At 69.4% G+C, this 12,879-nt stretch carries 16 protein-coding genes; 2 read left to right on the top strand and 14 right to left on the bottom strand.

Going from position 1 to position 12,879, the window contains the following annotated elements:
• Window positions 1–18 precede the first annotated feature (18 nt).
• The gene (locus P5G52_RS10620) at window positions 19–384 is read right to left on the bottom strand and encodes a YraN family protein (protein ID WP_301227200.1); all 366 of its coding nucleotides are present in this window, start codon (window positions 382–384) and stop codon (window positions 19–21) included.
• Window positions 385–607: 223 nt separating this feature from the next.
• On the opposite strand from P5G52_RS10620, the gene P5G52_RS10615 reads away from it, so the two are divergent.
• A complete protein-coding gene (locus tag P5G52_RS10615) occupies window positions 608–901 on the top strand; it encodes a hypothetical protein (RefSeq protein WP_301227198.1) in 294 nt (97 codons plus the stop codon).
• A 152-nt stretch (window positions 902–1,053) separates the two neighbouring features.
• On the opposite strand, the gene P5G52_RS10610 is transcribed toward P5G52_RS10615, so the two are convergent.
• From P5G52_RS10610 to ffh, 13 genes are all read right to left on the bottom strand, one after another.
• Window positions 1,054–1,377 (bottom strand): DUF2469 domain-containing protein, encoded by a 324-nt coding sequence (locus P5G52_RS10610; RefSeq protein WP_087075985.1) that lies wholly within the window; start codon window positions 1,375–1,377, stop codon window positions 1,054–1,056.
• 7 nt (window positions 1,378–1,384) lie between these two features.
• Window positions 1,385–2,119, bottom strand: a complete 735-nt coding sequence (locus P5G52_RS10605) for a ribonuclease HII (RefSeq protein WP_301227195.1) — start codon at window positions 2,117–2,119, stop codon at window positions 1,385–1,387.
• The gene (gene lepB / locus P5G52_RS10600; protein ID WP_301227193.1) at window positions 2,116–2,952 is read right to left on the bottom strand and encodes a signal peptidase I; all 837 of its coding nucleotides are present in this window, start codon (window positions 2,950–2,952) and stop codon (window positions 2,116–2,118) included. Before lepB (P5G52_RS10600) ends, P5G52_RS10605 begins: the two co-directional genes overlap by 4 nt.
• Before the next feature lie 92 nt (window positions 2,953–3,044).
• Window positions 3,045–3,728 (bottom strand): signal peptidase I, encoded by a 684-nt coding sequence (gene lepB, locus P5G52_RS10595; protein ID WP_301227191.1) that lies wholly within the window; start codon window positions 3,726–3,728, stop codon window positions 3,045–3,047.
• 10 nt (window positions 3,729–3,738) lie between these two features.
• A complete protein-coding gene (gene rplS / locus P5G52_RS10590) occupies window positions 3,739–4,098 on the bottom strand; it encodes a 50S ribosomal protein L19 (RefSeq protein ID WP_087075993.1) in 360 nt (119 codons plus the stop codon).
• A gap of 211 nt (window positions 4,099–4,309) precedes the next feature.
• Window positions 4,310–5,101, bottom strand: a complete 792-nt coding sequence (gene trmD / locus P5G52_RS10585; protein ID WP_301227189.1) for a tRNA (guanosine(37)-N1)-methyltransferase TrmD — start codon at window positions 5,099–5,101, stop codon at window positions 4,310–4,312.
• Window positions 5,101–5,673, bottom strand: a complete 573-nt coding sequence (rimM, locus tag P5G52_RS10580) for a ribosome maturation factor RimM (RefSeq protein ID WP_301227187.1) — start codon at window positions 5,671–5,673, stop codon at window positions 5,101–5,103. The genes trmD and rimM overlap by 1 nt, the downstream gene beginning before the upstream one ends.
• A gap of 127 nt (window positions 5,674–5,800) precedes the next feature.
• Window positions 5,801–6,046, bottom strand: a complete 246-nt coding sequence (locus tag P5G52_RS10575; protein ID WP_104118497.1) for an RNA-binding protein — start codon at window positions 6,044–6,046, stop codon at window positions 5,801–5,803.
• Window position 6,047: 1 nt separating this feature from the next.
• Window positions 6,048–6,452, bottom strand: a complete 405-nt coding sequence (gene rpsP, locus P5G52_RS10570; protein WP_301227184.1) for a 30S ribosomal protein S16 — start codon at window positions 6,450–6,452, stop codon at window positions 6,048–6,050.
• 154 nt (window positions 6,453–6,606) lie between these two features.
• A complete protein-coding gene (locus P5G52_RS10565) occupies window positions 6,607–7,503 on the bottom strand; it encodes a VOC family protein (RefSeq protein WP_301227182.1) in 897 nt (298 codons plus the stop codon).
• 75 nt (window positions 7,504–7,578) lie between these two features.
• The gene (locus tag P5G52_RS10560) at window positions 7,579–8,688 is read right to left on the bottom strand and encodes an amidohydrolase family protein (RefSeq protein ID WP_301227180.1); all 1,110 of its coding nucleotides are present in this window, start codon (window positions 8,686–8,688) and stop codon (window positions 7,579–7,581) included.
• Window positions 8,689–8,802: 114 nt separating this feature from the next.
• Window positions 8,803–9,510, bottom strand: a complete 708-nt coding sequence (locus tag P5G52_RS10555) for an alpha/beta fold hydrolase (RefSeq protein ID WP_301228764.1) — start codon at window positions 9,508–9,510, stop codon at window positions 8,803–8,805.
• A gap of 46 nt (window positions 9,511–9,556) precedes the next feature.
• On the bottom strand, window positions 9,557–11,140 hold the full coding sequence (ffh, locus tag P5G52_RS10550) for a signal recognition particle protein (RefSeq protein WP_301227178.1): 1,584 nt from the start codon (window positions 11,138–11,140) through the stop codon (window positions 9,557–9,559).
• Between the two features lie 178 nt (window positions 11,141–11,318).
• Between ffh and P5G52_RS10545 the strand changes: the two genes are divergently transcribed.
• A complete protein-coding gene (locus P5G52_RS10545) occupies window positions 11,319–12,758 on the top strand; it encodes a glucose-6-phosphate dehydrogenase (RefSeq protein WP_301227176.1) in 1,440 nt (479 codons plus the stop codon).
• The last annotated feature ends 121 nt before the right edge of the window (window positions 12,759–12,879 follow it).

Below are 12,879 nucleotides of genomic sequence, written 5' to 3'. Positions count from 1 at the left end.
ACGTCCGGCCGAGCACCGTCAGATCACCGCCCGCACGTGCTCGATACGCGGTGCTCCGGAACCGTCGTCGAGCACGCCCACGGCGTCGATGCGGAATCCGCTGAACCGCAGGTTGTGCACGCGGGCCCACGTGGACGCGAGCCGGTACAGCCGCTCCAGCTTGCTCGCCGTGATCGCCTCCAGCGGCTGCCCGAAGTCGTCCGAGCTCCGCGTCTTCACCTCGACGATCACCAGCGTCGATCCGTCGACCGCGACGAGATCGATCTCCCCCACCGGGCACCGCCAGTTACGGTCGACGATCCTCAGGCCCGCCTGCTCGAGGAAGACCGCCGCCGTTGCCTCCCCGCGACGCCCCAGCTGATCCTTTGCCACCATGGCTTCCACCTCCTCTCCCAGCCTCGGGGAAGCGGCAGACGCACGCCGCGGCGTGAGGGGCTATGTGGACAACACCGGGTCGGGTGCCGGCCGGAACCTGCCCGACCGGCACGCCGACCGTACGCCGTGGGTTAGGGAAGAAAGCGGTGGCACAGGCCCCCCGCCCCTCGTACCGTGGACGAGAGAAGCGACGTCGACCCGACGTCGGCCCGGAGGGAGAACGGAGGACACCGTGTCAGAATCCAGCGACATCCTGCAAGACGGATCCGAGGCGGACCTGCAGGAACAGGGAGCGACCGGGCGCCCCGGGGGCGCGGACCGAGCCGGTACCGGGACGGGCGGTTCGGAGGCGGACCTCCAGGAACAGGGGATGCCCGCCGAATCCGGCGACGACGGCTATGGGGGCGGCATCGCCGGTGAAGGCACGGGTGGATCGGAAGCGGACCGGCTCGAACAGGCAGCAGACGTCCCGCTCGACGGCGAGGACGCCTTCCCCTACGGCGGGACGGACGACCCGGCCGTGTGAGGGGAGGATCCGGCCGCGGGGCGGACGACGACCCGGCCGCGTGAGGGCCGACCAGCGGAAGGGACGACCAGCCAGTGGGCCGATCAGCCAGCAGAGGGCCGATCAGCCCAGAAAAGTCGGCCAGCCTCGAGGGGTCGGCCGGCCGGGGCCGGTCAGCCCAGTGTGCCGTCCTTCGGCAGGGCGATGTCGTCCGACTTCGAGAGCTCCTCGACGTTGACGTCCTTGAACGTGATGACGCGGACGTTTTTCACGAACCGCGCTGAACGGTACACGTCCCAGACCCAGGCGTCCTGGAGGGTCAGGTCGAAGTAGACCTCCCCGTCGGCCGAGCGCGCCTGCAGGTCCACGTTGTTGGCCAGGTAGAACCGGCGCTCCGTCTCCACGACGTAGCTGAAGAGACCCACGACGTCCCGGTACTCGCGGTAGAGCTGGAGCTCCATGTCGGTTTCGTAGTTTTCAAGATCCTCAGCACTCATTCGACAATCATCCCCCAATTTCCGCGTGTGGCATGCCGGTCCTGTCCTGGCTTCCCAGCCGCCAGGTCTTTCGGTGATACTCGCTGGGCCCCAGGGCGTCGATGGCTGCACGGTGCCCCTCGGTGGCGTACCCCTTGTTCCCGTCCCAGCCGAACGCGGGATGGTCAGCGGCCAGGGAGACCATCAGGGCGTCGCGCTCGACCTTGGCCAGGACGCTGGCCGCTGCGACGCTCAGGCACTTGAGGTCCGCCTTGATCCGGGTGTGCACGGGAGCCGTGCAGCCGATGGCGGGTGCCGCGGGGCTCTCGCCGTCGAACAGGACGCCCTGGGACCGGGCGGAGAGCCAATCGTGGTTGCCGTCGAGGATGACGGCGTCGGGCGTCACGGTGTCGAGGACGGCTGCCCAGGCACGGCTGCCCGCGGTCCGCAGTGCGGCCATCAGCCCCAGCGCGTCGATCTCCGCGGCCGATGCGTGCCCCACGGCGGAGGCCACGGACCAGCGCCGGATGCGTGGCACGAGTGCCTGGCGCTCGGCCGGCAGGAGGAGTTTGCTGTCGCGGACGCCCCGCAGGCCGGGAGCCGCATCGAGGTCGACGACGACGACGCCGACCGATACGGGGCCGGCCAGCGCTCCCCTGCCCACCTCGTCGCACCCGGCGATGTAGCGGTGGCCGTCCACGGCGAAGGACTTCTCGACGCTCAGGGTGGGAGCTGAGGAGCGTTTCTTCCGGAGGGCCGTCATGATCCGGTAGGAGTGGGTTGTGCTGAGGGCTCGGGATCGGGGATGCCGTCGAACACCTCCGGGTGGTTGCCGAGGAAGCCGATGCGGTCCAGCGGCCAGGCGATGACGGCGGCCCTGCCCTCGATGTCCTCGATGTCGACGAAGCCCTCACCGGGCTTGTCGCGGTTGGCCCGGGAGTCCGCGGAGGCGTTGCGGTGGTCTCCCATGACCCACACCTTGCCCTCGGGCACGACGACGTCGAACGGGAGGTCCGAAGGATTGGCGCCGGGGAAGAGGTAGGGCTCCTCGAGGGGCTCCCCGTTGACGGTGATGCGGCCCTCGGCGTCGCAGCAGATGACATGGTCGCTGGGGAGTCCGATGACGCGCTTCACGAGGTGCTGCTGCGACTCGTCGGGAGCGAGGCCGACGAAGATGAGCGCTTCCTTGAACCAGCTCACGCTGGACTCCGCCTGCGGCGGGAGCCAGCCCTTGGTGTCACGGAAGACGACGATGTCACCGTGCTGCAGGTCGAAGGGCTGCGGCACGAGCTGGTTGACGAAGATCCGGTCGTCGATCTCGAGGGTCTCCTCCATGGAGCCGGACGGGATGAAGAACGCGCGGAACAGGAAGGTCTTGATGAGGAAGGACAGCACCAGCGCGATCACGACGATCGTCCCGATCTCCTTCAGCCACGCCCCGAAGCCCCGGTCGGAGTCCTTCGCGTCCCGCTTCGGGTCCCGCTTCCGGTCCCGCATCCCGTCGGCGGAGGGAGCCTCCGTCGCGGCGGCGTCGGGATCGAACGAGTGTGCTGCGGGTTCCCCCGCGGCCGACTTCCTGCGGAAGCTCCGTGCCATGTGCTGGTTTCCTCTGTGGTCGTGGTACACGGCGGCCCCTCCACCGAAGGGAGTCCCGCTGGTGCGGCATCCGCGCCGCTAGGGCGGTCGCTTCAGCCGACCGGCCTGGTGATCGGAGCATACCTGTCAAATGGCCAGACTAGCTGAAAGGCCCGTCCGATGATGCGATCCTCCGCGACGAGGCCTCCGCCGGCTGCACCGAGCAGCGAACGGGAGTCCATGGAGACCGAGCGGTGGTCCCCGAGGAGCCAGATCCGGCCCTCGGGAACGACGACGTCAAAGTCGAGATCGCTCGCCGCATCCCCCGGATGGACGTACGGTTCGTCGACGGGGTTCCCGTTGAGAGTCAAGCGCCCGCCGTCGGAGCAGCAGGCCACCCGGTCCCCGCCGATGCCGATCACGCGCTTCACGTAGACCGTGTCGCTCCCCGCCAGCCCGAGCCACTGGGCCGTGCCGGCGACCAGGCGTTCCGGGAGGCTGCGCGGGTCGGTGATGGGGTCGAAGGACCCGCGGCCGTCGAAGACGACGACGTCCCCGCGCTGCACGGTGCCAGGCGTGTCCTCGACCTTGCTGACGAGCACCCGGTCGCCTTCCCTGAGCAGGGGCTCCATGGAGGCTGACGGGATGAAATAGACGTCGACGAGGAAACCGCGCACGAGCCCCGTGAGAAGGGCTGCGACGAGGACGGCGGAGAACACGAAACGCCAGCCCGCACAGCGGGACCGGCGTTTCGTGTGCTCTCCGGCCGGAAGCCGGGAAGCGGGGGTTTCGTGCACCTTCAGGAGGTTACTTGACCGTCTTGGGGTCGCGCTTCTCCTTGATCTTGGCTGCCTTGCCGCGCAGTTCGCGCATGTAGTACAGCTTGGCGCGGCGCACATCGCCCTTGGAGACGACCTCGATCTTGTCGAGGACCGGGCTGTGGACGGGGAACGTACGCTCCACGCCGACACCGAAGCTCACCTTGCGGACCGTGAAGGTCTCGCGGATGCCGTCGCCCTGGCGGCCGACGACGAAGCCCTTGAAGATCTGAACACGGGTGTTCTTGCCTTCGATGATGTTGACGTGGACGTTGACGGTGTCGCCCGCGCGGAAGTCGGGGACGTTGTCGCGGAAGGATCCGGCGTCAACGGAATCGAGAATATGCATACTGATACTCCTGGCGAACGCCACAGGTCATTCACGTTGGTCACGGCGGTCAAGGACAGGGCGCGGGGCCCGGGCAATGCCGCCGAAGCAGGATTCCGGCCGATCCGGAGATTCGGTGGCCGGTGTGGGACTGTTGGCTGGACGCCCCCTGTGGCAGGGTCCGGCCCAGTGGACACAATCTACGATTATTCCACAGGAGCGGGACCAACTGCTAATGCGACGGGCGGGTCAGCCTGCCGTCGACGACGTCGAACCCGGCCTCTCGCAGCGCCTTGAGGTCCGCCTTCGTCAGCAACGCGGTGTCGACGCCCGCCAGCAGGTCGGGGCGCCGCTCCGCCGTCCGGTGGAACTGCTCGAGCCGTCGCCACTGCGCGATCCTCGCGTGGTTGCCGCTCAGCAGGACGTCGGGGATCTCCCTGCCGCGCCAGGACGACGGTTTGGTGTAGACCGGGTATTCCAGCAGGCCGTCGGAGTGGGACTCCTCCACGAGCGATTCCGGGTTGCCGACCACGCCGGGGATCAGCCGGGCGACGGCCTCGACCATCGCGAGGACGGCGACCTCCCCGCCGTTGAGGACGTAGTCGCCGAGGGAGACGGGGCGGACGTCGAACGCCCCGCGCGCCCAGTCGATCGCCCGCTCGTCGATCCCCTCGTACCGTCCGCAGGCGAAGACGAGGTGGTCGAGCTCCGCGAACTCGTGCGCCATGGCCTGGTTGAACACGGCTCCGGCCGGTGAGGGGACGATCAGGGTGGGGCGGTTCCCGTCCGCGGGCGACCCGGCGAGGACCGCTTCGAGCGCCAGGGCCCACGGCTCGGCCTTCATGACCATGCCGGCTCCGCCTCCGTACGGGGTGTCGTCGACAGTCCGGTGCCGGTCCGTCGTGAAGGAGCGGAGGTCATGGACCCGTACGTCGAGGACGCCGTCCTGCCGGGCCTTGCCGATCAGCGACAGGTCGAGGGCGGCAAGGTACTCCGGGAAGATGGAGACGACGTCGATGCGCACTAGTCGCGGGCCTCCTCTGAAGCTCCGTCGTCGTCGCCGTCGTCGGGTGCCTGGTTGGAGCCGGGGGTGTTGAGGTCGAAGAGTCCCGCCGGCGGCACGATCGTCACGAAGCCGCCCTCGGGATCCACCTCGGGTACGATCTCGCCGACGAACGGCACGAGGGCCTCGTGGCCGTCGGCGAGTTCGACGACCAGCAGGTCCTGGACGGCCATCGTCCGCAGGCCGGTGACCTTGCCCACGGACGCGCCCTCGACGCGGGCATCGAGGCCGACGAGCTCGTGCTCGTACCAGGAGTCGTCGTCGCCGTCGTCCGTCCCGTCGGAGTCGATGAAGAGCCGGGCGCCGCGCAGCGTCTCCGCCTGGTTGCGATCGGCGACCTGCTCGAAGCCCACGATCAGGATGTCCTTGTTCCACCGGGCCTTGGCGACGGTCAGCTCGGAGACGGCGGCGTCCTCGACCCGGAATGTCTCGCCGGGCTCGAAACGGTCCTCGGGGGCGTCGGTGAAGAGCTGGACGGTCACCTCGCCCCGAATGCCGTGGGGCTTGCCGATCCTGGCTACGAGTACTTCCATCGTGCTGCTCCTGCTGGTTGTGCCACGGGTGGTCCGGCGTGGTGCGGGATTACGGGGGAAACTGGTCGGCCCCACCACCAGGTTCTGGTGGCGGGGCCGATTCGTGGTGTGCCGTGCTCTGGAGGGGTCAGCCCCGGCGGCGGTCGGTGTCGACGACGTCGACGCGTACCGGCTCGCCGTCCGCGAGGGCGGCGACCACGGTGCGCAGCGCCCGGGCGGTGCGCCCCTGGCGGCCGATCACGCGGCCGAGGTCCTCCTGGTGGACGCGGACCTCGAGCGTCTCACCGCGGCGGTTGTTCTTCGCGGAGACCCGGACGTCGTCCGGGTTGTCGACGATGCCGCGGACGAGGTGCTCCAGAGCTTCGGCCAGCAACTTACTCTGCCTCGGTCGCTTCCGCGGCGGCGTCGTCGTTCTTCTTCGCCTTCGGCGTAATGGCCTCGGGGACGATCACGGAACCCTTTTCGGGGGCGACGAACGATTCCTTGGCTGCCTTGGTCCTCAGGGTGCCTTCCTGGCCCTTGAGTCCCTTGAACTTCTGCCAGTCACCGGTGATCTTCAGCAGCACGGAGACCTGCTCGGTCGGCTGGGCGCCGACGCCGAGCCAGTACTGCGCACGGTCGGAGTCGATCTCGATGAACGAGGGCTCCTCGGTGGGGTTGTACTTGCCGATTTCTTCGAGGGCACGGCCATCACGCTTGGAGCGTGCATCCATGACGACGACACGGTAGAAAGGTGCGCGGATCTTGCCCATGCGCTTGAGGCGAATCTTTACGGCCACTTGTGTGGTCACTCCTTGTAAATGAAAAGGGGCGAACCCGTCATCCTGCTCCCGTGGGGCGGGCCATTCAGAGGGGTTCAAAGGACACAATTCACGCACAGAGAGAGGGGCTGCACGGATCGAGTACGAATCTATTGTGCCAGACGGGGGTAGTTTAGGCGATTCCGCCCGGCGAGCCCGCGACGGCGACCCTCAGCCGGTTGCGCCAGGGGTCCTCGAAGCGCAGTTCGGCTCCGGTGGAATGGCTTTCGATGCCGGCGGAGGCGAGGCGGTCGGCGAGCGCCCCCACCTCGTTGGCGGCGGGCACCTGGATGAGCACCTCACCGAGACCGAGCGTGTCCTTGCGCGGGCCGGCGCCCCTGCTGTTCCAGACGTTCATGGCCATGTGGTGGTGATAGCCTCCGGCCGACACGAAGAGGGCCTGGTCGTGCCAGCCCGCTGTCCGCTCGAATCCCAGCACGCCGACGTAGAACCGCTGCGCCGTGTCCACGTCGCCCACCTGCAGGTGCACGTGCCCGACCTCCGCGCTCTTCGACGCGGCATGCGACACGGCGTCCTCCGTCAGGTGTTCCTCCAGGTAGGCCCGCGGTGACAGCGGAAGGCTGTCCATCACGACGGAGCGGTTCCCGCGCTCGTCCCGGGACCAGTCCCAGGTCTCCCTCGGGCGGTCGAAGTACAGTTCGATGCCGTTGCCCTCGGGATCGCTGAAGTAGAAGGCCTCGCTCACGAGGTGGTCCGCGCTGCCCACGAAGGAGCTGAGCGGATGGCGGGCTGCGGACGCCACGGCTGCGGCCAGGTCGGCGCGGTCCGCGAACAGGAGGGCGGTGTGGAACAGGCCGGCCTCGCCGCGCGGGGGCAGGTGCAGGTGGCCGGCGGCTTCCAGGCGGATGACGGCCTTCCCGCGCCGCCCGAGCACGACGGCGTCCGCGCGGTCCTCGAGCACCTCCAGACCGAGCGCAGTGGCGTAGTAGGTGGTCATGGCCGCGAGGTCTCCGACCCGAAGGGTCAGCGTGCCCATGGCGGTGGTGGTGGGTAGCAGGTCCTGCTGCATAGCGGCTCCTCGGGCGGTGGTCGTGCTGTCCCCGTATAACTACTTGAAGGTTCAAGTTATTCCGGGGAGGGCGCCTTATTCCGCGGTACGGGGCAGCACTATCGATCCGCGGAGGACGATCGCCCGGAGGTCGGCCAGAGTGGCGACGTCCCGGCGGGGGTCGGAGGAGCAGACGACGGCGTCGGCACCGGCCCCCTCCTCGATACCGGGGAAGCCCAGCCAGCGGCGGGCGGACCAGCAGGCGGCGTCGAGGGCCGCGGTGGCACCCAGCCCGGCGGCTGCGAGCGCGGCCACCTCGTCCGGGAGGCGGCCGTGCGCGATCACGCTCCCGGCGTCCGTTCCCGCGTAGACGGCGATTCCGGCATCGTGGGCCCTGCGCACCATGTCCTGCCGTCCTCCCCACAGGCGCCGCATGTGCGCCGCATAGTCCGGGTACTTCTCCGCGGCACCGTCGGCGATGGCGGGGAACGTGTCGATGTTGATCAGTGTCGGGACGATGGCCACGCCCTGCTCGACGAAGCGCGGGATGTGCCGGGGAAGCATCCCCGTGGCGTGCTCGATGCAGTCGATGCCGGCGTCGAGCATCCCGTCGAGCGTGTCGGCCGCGAAGCAGTGGGCGGTGACGCGGGCGCCCTCGGCGTGGGCGGCGTCGACCGCGTCCCTGAGGGCCGCGGTCGGGAAGGCGGGAGCGAGGTCCCCGAGCGACCGGTCGATCCAGTCCCCCACGATCTTCACCCAGCCGTCGCCGCTCCGTGCCTGCTCCGCCACGGCGTCGGCGAGCTGCGCGGGCTCCACCTCCACGGCGTAGTCGCGGAAGTAGCGGCGGGTGCGGGCGACGTGGCGCCCTGCCCGCACCAGCCGCGGCAGATCCGGCCGCTGCTGCACCCACCGCGTGTCGTTGACGACACCGGCGTCCCGGATGAGGAGCGTTCCCGCGTCCCTGTCGGCCAGGGCCTGCTGCTCGGCCAGGGCGTCCGGAACGCGGCCCCTCCGGTCGAGGCCGACATGGCAGTGCGCGTCGACGAGGCCGGGCAGGATCCACCCCTCCAGCGTGCGCGACGGCGCCCCGAGCGGGCGCGTGAAGGTGAACCGGCCGTCCTGCACGTAGACGTCGGGGACGGAGCGCGACGGCGACAGCAGCACCGTGCCCGTGAGGTGCAGGTACCCACCGGACGGCGGGGTCATGTCGGCGGGGTCATGTCGGCGGGGTCATGTCGGCGAGGGTTCCTGCCGGCGAGGTCATGTCGGCAGGGTTCCTGCCGGCAGGGAACGGAGCGCGGCCCACTGGAACGCGTTTCCTCACGCCGCGGCCTGCTCGCCTGTGGAGCGCAGGAAGGCACGGATGAGGGCGGCACCCTCGGGGGTGTCGTGCGGGCGGTGCCCGCCGGGGACCACGCGGTGGATGGCGCCGGTTCCGGCCAGGTACTGGGCCACCTCCTCGTAGAGCGGCTCCCAGCCACCGGTGAGGACGAGGGTCGGCACGCCGGGGACGATCGACAGCGGAGCCTCCCAGGGCGGGCTCTGGAGCCGCAGCCGGGCGGCATTCCGCCCGACGCCGCCCACGGGTTCCTCCGCTTCCTCCGCGATGGAGCCGCGCCGCAGGAACTCCCGGAGGAAATCCCCGTCCGACATCGCGTGGCGCTCGGCGACCAGGGGCGCCATCAGGTCGATGTGCGCCTTCGTCGCGGGGAGGCCCGCCGTCAGCGAGAGGCATGCGGGCTCGATGAGCGTCAGGGAGCCCACGAGGTCCGGCCGCTCGACGGCGAGCAGCATGGCGGGAACGGCACCCTCCGCGTGCGCGACGACGTGGCCGCCGGCGCCCAGGGCCTCGGCGACGATCTCCTGGTCACGATCGTGGTCCGTCGCGAGGGGCTCCGCCTCCGCGTCGAAGCCGTGGCGCCGGAGGTACAGGCAGTCGAAGTCGAGCGACAGGCCGTGCTGCTTCGGCCAGGCCGCGGCTCCGAAACGACCACTGCCATGGACGAAGACGACGCGCTCGAGGCTCAGCACGGGCGGGAACCCGCCGGGCCCGGTGCGGGCTGCACTGGAGTCACTACTTCCCGAGGAACTTCTCGAAGCCCTTCGGGAGGTTCATGGCCGACGGATCGAAGTCCTGCTGGCCGCCGAACGCCGCACCCGTGGGCGCCGCCGTACGGGCAGCGGTGCGCCGCGCCTCCGCTTCCTGCAGTTCCTGCGCAGCCTTCGCGGGGTTGCCCGAGCGCGGCTTCTTCTTGCCCTTGGCCGCGACGGCCTTCGCCTTGCGCGGACCGCCGAAGCCGCCGGGGCCGGCCATGCCTGGCATGCCCGGGATCCCTCCGCCGGATGCCATCTTCTTCATCATCTTCTGCGCCTGGGTGAAGCGCTCGAGCAGTCCGTTCACCTCGGAGACGTGCACGCCCGAACCGCGGGCGATCCTCGCGCGGCGCGATCCGTTGATGATCTTGGGGGCGAGGCGCTCGTGCGGGGTCATGGAGCGGACGATGGCCTCGACACGGTCGATCTCGCGCTCGTCGAAGTTCTCGAGCTGCTCCCGCATGTTGGCGGCACCGGGCATCATCATGAGCATCTTCTTCATGGAGCCCATGTTGCGAATCTGCTGCATCTGGGCGAGGAAGTCCTCGAGGGTGAACTCCTCCTGGTCGGCGAACTTCTTCGCCATCCGGGCCGCTTCGTCCTTGTCCCAGGACTGCTCCGCCTGCTCGATGAGCGTCAGGATGTCGCCCATATCCAGGATGCGCGAGGCCATCCGGTCGGGGTGGAACAGCTCGAAGTCGTTCAGTCCCTCGCCCGTGGACGCGAACATGACCGGCTTGCCGGTGACCGAGGCGACGGAGAGGGCGGCGCCACCGCGCGCGTCGCCGTCGAGCTTGGTCAGGACCACACCGGTGAAGTCGACGCCCTCGTTGAAGGCGAGCGCGGTGTTGACGGCGTCCTGGCCGATCATCGCGTCGATGACGAACAGCACCTCGTCGGGGCTGATGGCGGCACGGATGTCCGCTGCCTGCTGCATCAGTTCGGCATCCACGCCGAGACGGCCCGCGGTGTCGACGATGACGACGTCGTGCAGGCGCGCCCGCGCCTCCGCGACACCCTGGCGGGCGACGGCGACCGGATCACCGGTGGCGGACTCGAATTCGGAGCTGACGCCCGGGTGCGGCGCGTAGACGGGAACACCTGCGCGCTCACCGTTCACCTGGAGCTGCCGGACGGCGTTCGGCCGCTGGAGGTCGCAGGCGACCAGCAGCGGGCTGTGTCCCTGGCCCTTGAGCCACTTGGACAGCTTTCCGGCGAGCGTGGTCTTTCCGGCACCCTGCAGGCCCGCCAGCATGATGACGGTCGGTGGGTTCTTCGCCAGGCGGATCCGGCGGGTCTCTCCGCCGAGGATCCCGACGAGTTCCTCGTTGACGATCTTGACGACCTGCTGGCCCGGGTTCAGGGCCTGGGAGACCTCGAGGCCGAGGGCGCGTTCCTTGACGGCGGCTGTGAAGGCGCGCACCACGGGCACCGCGACGTCGGCGTCGAGCAGGGCGCGCCGGATCTCACGGACGGTGGCGTCGATGTCCGCCTCGGTGAGGCGGCCCTTGCCACGCAGGTTCTTGAAGGTCGCAGTCAGCCGGTCGGAGAGTGAATTGAACACGTGCCGTGAACTTCTTTCATCGGGAAGTAGAGAGACTCAACTCCCTAGGGTACCAACTGGGGGTCCCGGAGGGATGCCCGACGCCGGTGGGACCGGCCGCAGCGGACACTTCCCGCGCAACCGGCGACGCATCGCGGGAGGGCAGGACACGCGCAGGGATAAGTGGCAAGGTGAAGAGGTGGATACTTCCTCCCTCGCAGAACACGACACCATTCCCGCCGATGCCGATACCCGGGTGAAGACACTCCTGATCCTCGGGGCCTCCGGCGACCTCACGGGACGCCTGCTGCTTCCGGGGCTCGCCCGGCTCATCCGCCTGGGCAGGGCCGACGGGCTGAAGCTCGTGGGCGCCGGATCCGACGACCTCACCGACGAGCAGTGGCGCGAGCGCATCGACGGTGCGTTCGCGGGTTCCCTCGACAAGGCGGACGACGCCGGCCGGGCATCCCTGCAGCAGGTGCGTGACACCAGCGCCTACCACCTGATCGACGTCACCCAGGACGGGCTCGGTGACCTGGTGCAGACACTCGAAGGCCCGGTAGCCCTGTACTTCGCCCTGCCCCCGGCCATCAGCCAGAAGGCCTGCAGCGCCCTCGGACCGGACTCCCTGCCCAAGAGCACGCGCCTCGTCATGGAGAAGCCGTTCGGGACGGACCAGGCGTCGGCCCACAAGCTCAACGAGAAGCTGGCGAAACTGGTCCCGGAGCAGAACATCCACCGCGTGGACCACTTCCTCGGCAAGGCGACCGTCTTCAACATCCTGGGCCTGCGCTTCGCCAACCGCATCCTCGAGCCGGTGTGGAACAACCTCCACATCGAGAAGGTCGAGGTCATCTTCGACGAGGACCTCGCGCTGGAGAACCGCGCCCGCTACTACGACGGGGCGGGCGCACTGCGCGACATGATCCAGAGCCACCTGCTGCACGTCATGGCGCTGCTGGCGCTGAACGCGCCGTCGACCCTGCACGAGCGGGACCTGCGGGACCACATCGGCTCGATCCTCCGGGCGAGCTCGGTGGACCTCGACAGCCCGGGCAGCAGCCGCCGCGCCCGCTACACGGCGGGCTCCATCGGCAATCGCCAGATCCCCGACTATGCGGCGGAGCCCGGCGTCGATCCCTCGAAGGGCACCGAGACCCTCGCCGAGGTCACCGTCTCGATCAACAACGAGCGCTGGTCGGGCGTGCCGTTCGTCCTCCGCTCCGGCAAGGCCCTCGGCATCAAGCGCAAGGAAGCGGTCATCACCTTCCGGCCCGTCAGCCACCTGCCCGTGGGCTTCACGGGACAGGACGCGCCCACCAAGCTGCGCATCGGATTCGGACCGGACACCCTCCAGCTCGAACTCGACGTCAACGGGCCCGGTGACATCTTCTCGCTGGACCGCGCGACCCTCAGTGCGGACCTCAACGAGACGGACCTGCTCCCCTACGGTGAGGTACTCGACGGGGTCCTCGCCGGGGATCCCACGCTGTCCGTCCGCGGTGACACCGCCGAGGACTGCTGGCGCATCGTGGAGCCGGTCCTCAAGGCCTGGTCGGAGAACCGGGTACCCCTCGAGGAGTACCCCGCGGGATCGAACGGACCGGAGTCCTGGCCGTCGTCCCACGGCCGGCTCTGACGACCGCTCCCCCGGCTCCCCCCGCGCTTCCTCCACCTTCTCCCGAGAACGACGGAAGGGCCGCCACGGTGTGGCGGCCCTTCCGTCGTTCTCCTGCTGCGGTCCCCGCCGCGCGGGGTCC

Origin of the sequence: Arthrobacter burdickii (assembly GCF_030433645.1) — a bacterium.
Classification (GTDB): domain Bacteria; phylum Actinomycetota; class Actinomycetes; order Actinomycetales; family Micrococcaceae; genus Arthrobacter_D; species Arthrobacter_D burdickii.
This window is presented reverse-complemented; position numbering and strand designations above follow the sequence as displayed.

Excerpts from the sequence above, each read along its gene's own strand:
- P5G52_RS10565 (WP_301227182.1), bottom strand. The coding sequence starts at position 7,503 with ATGCAGCAGGACCTGCTACCCACCACCACCGCCATGGGCACGCTGACC.
- rplS (WP_087075993.1), bottom strand. The coding sequence starts at position 4,098 with ATGCATATTCTCGATTCCGTTGACGCCGGATCCTTCCGCGACAACGTC.
- lepB (WP_301227193.1), bottom strand. The coding sequence starts at position 2,952 with ATGGCACGGAGCTTCCGCAGGAAGTCGGCCGCGGGGGAACCCGCAGCA.
- P5G52_RS10560 (WP_301227180.1), bottom strand. The coding sequence starts at position 8,688 with ATGACCCCGCCGTCCGGTGGGTACCTGCACCTCACGGGCACGGTGCTG.
- P5G52_RS10610 (WP_087075985.1), bottom strand. The coding sequence starts at position 1,377 with ATGAGTGCTGAGGATCTTGAAAACTACGAAACCGACATGGAGCTCCAG.
- P5G52_RS10605 (WP_301227195.1), bottom strand. The coding sequence starts at position 2,119 with ATGACGGCCCTCCGGAAGAAACGCTCCTCAGCTCCCACCCTGAGCGTC.
- rimM (WP_301227187.1), bottom strand. The coding sequence starts at position 5,673 with ATGGAAGTACTCGTAGCCAGGATCGGCAAGCCCCACGGCATTCGGGGC.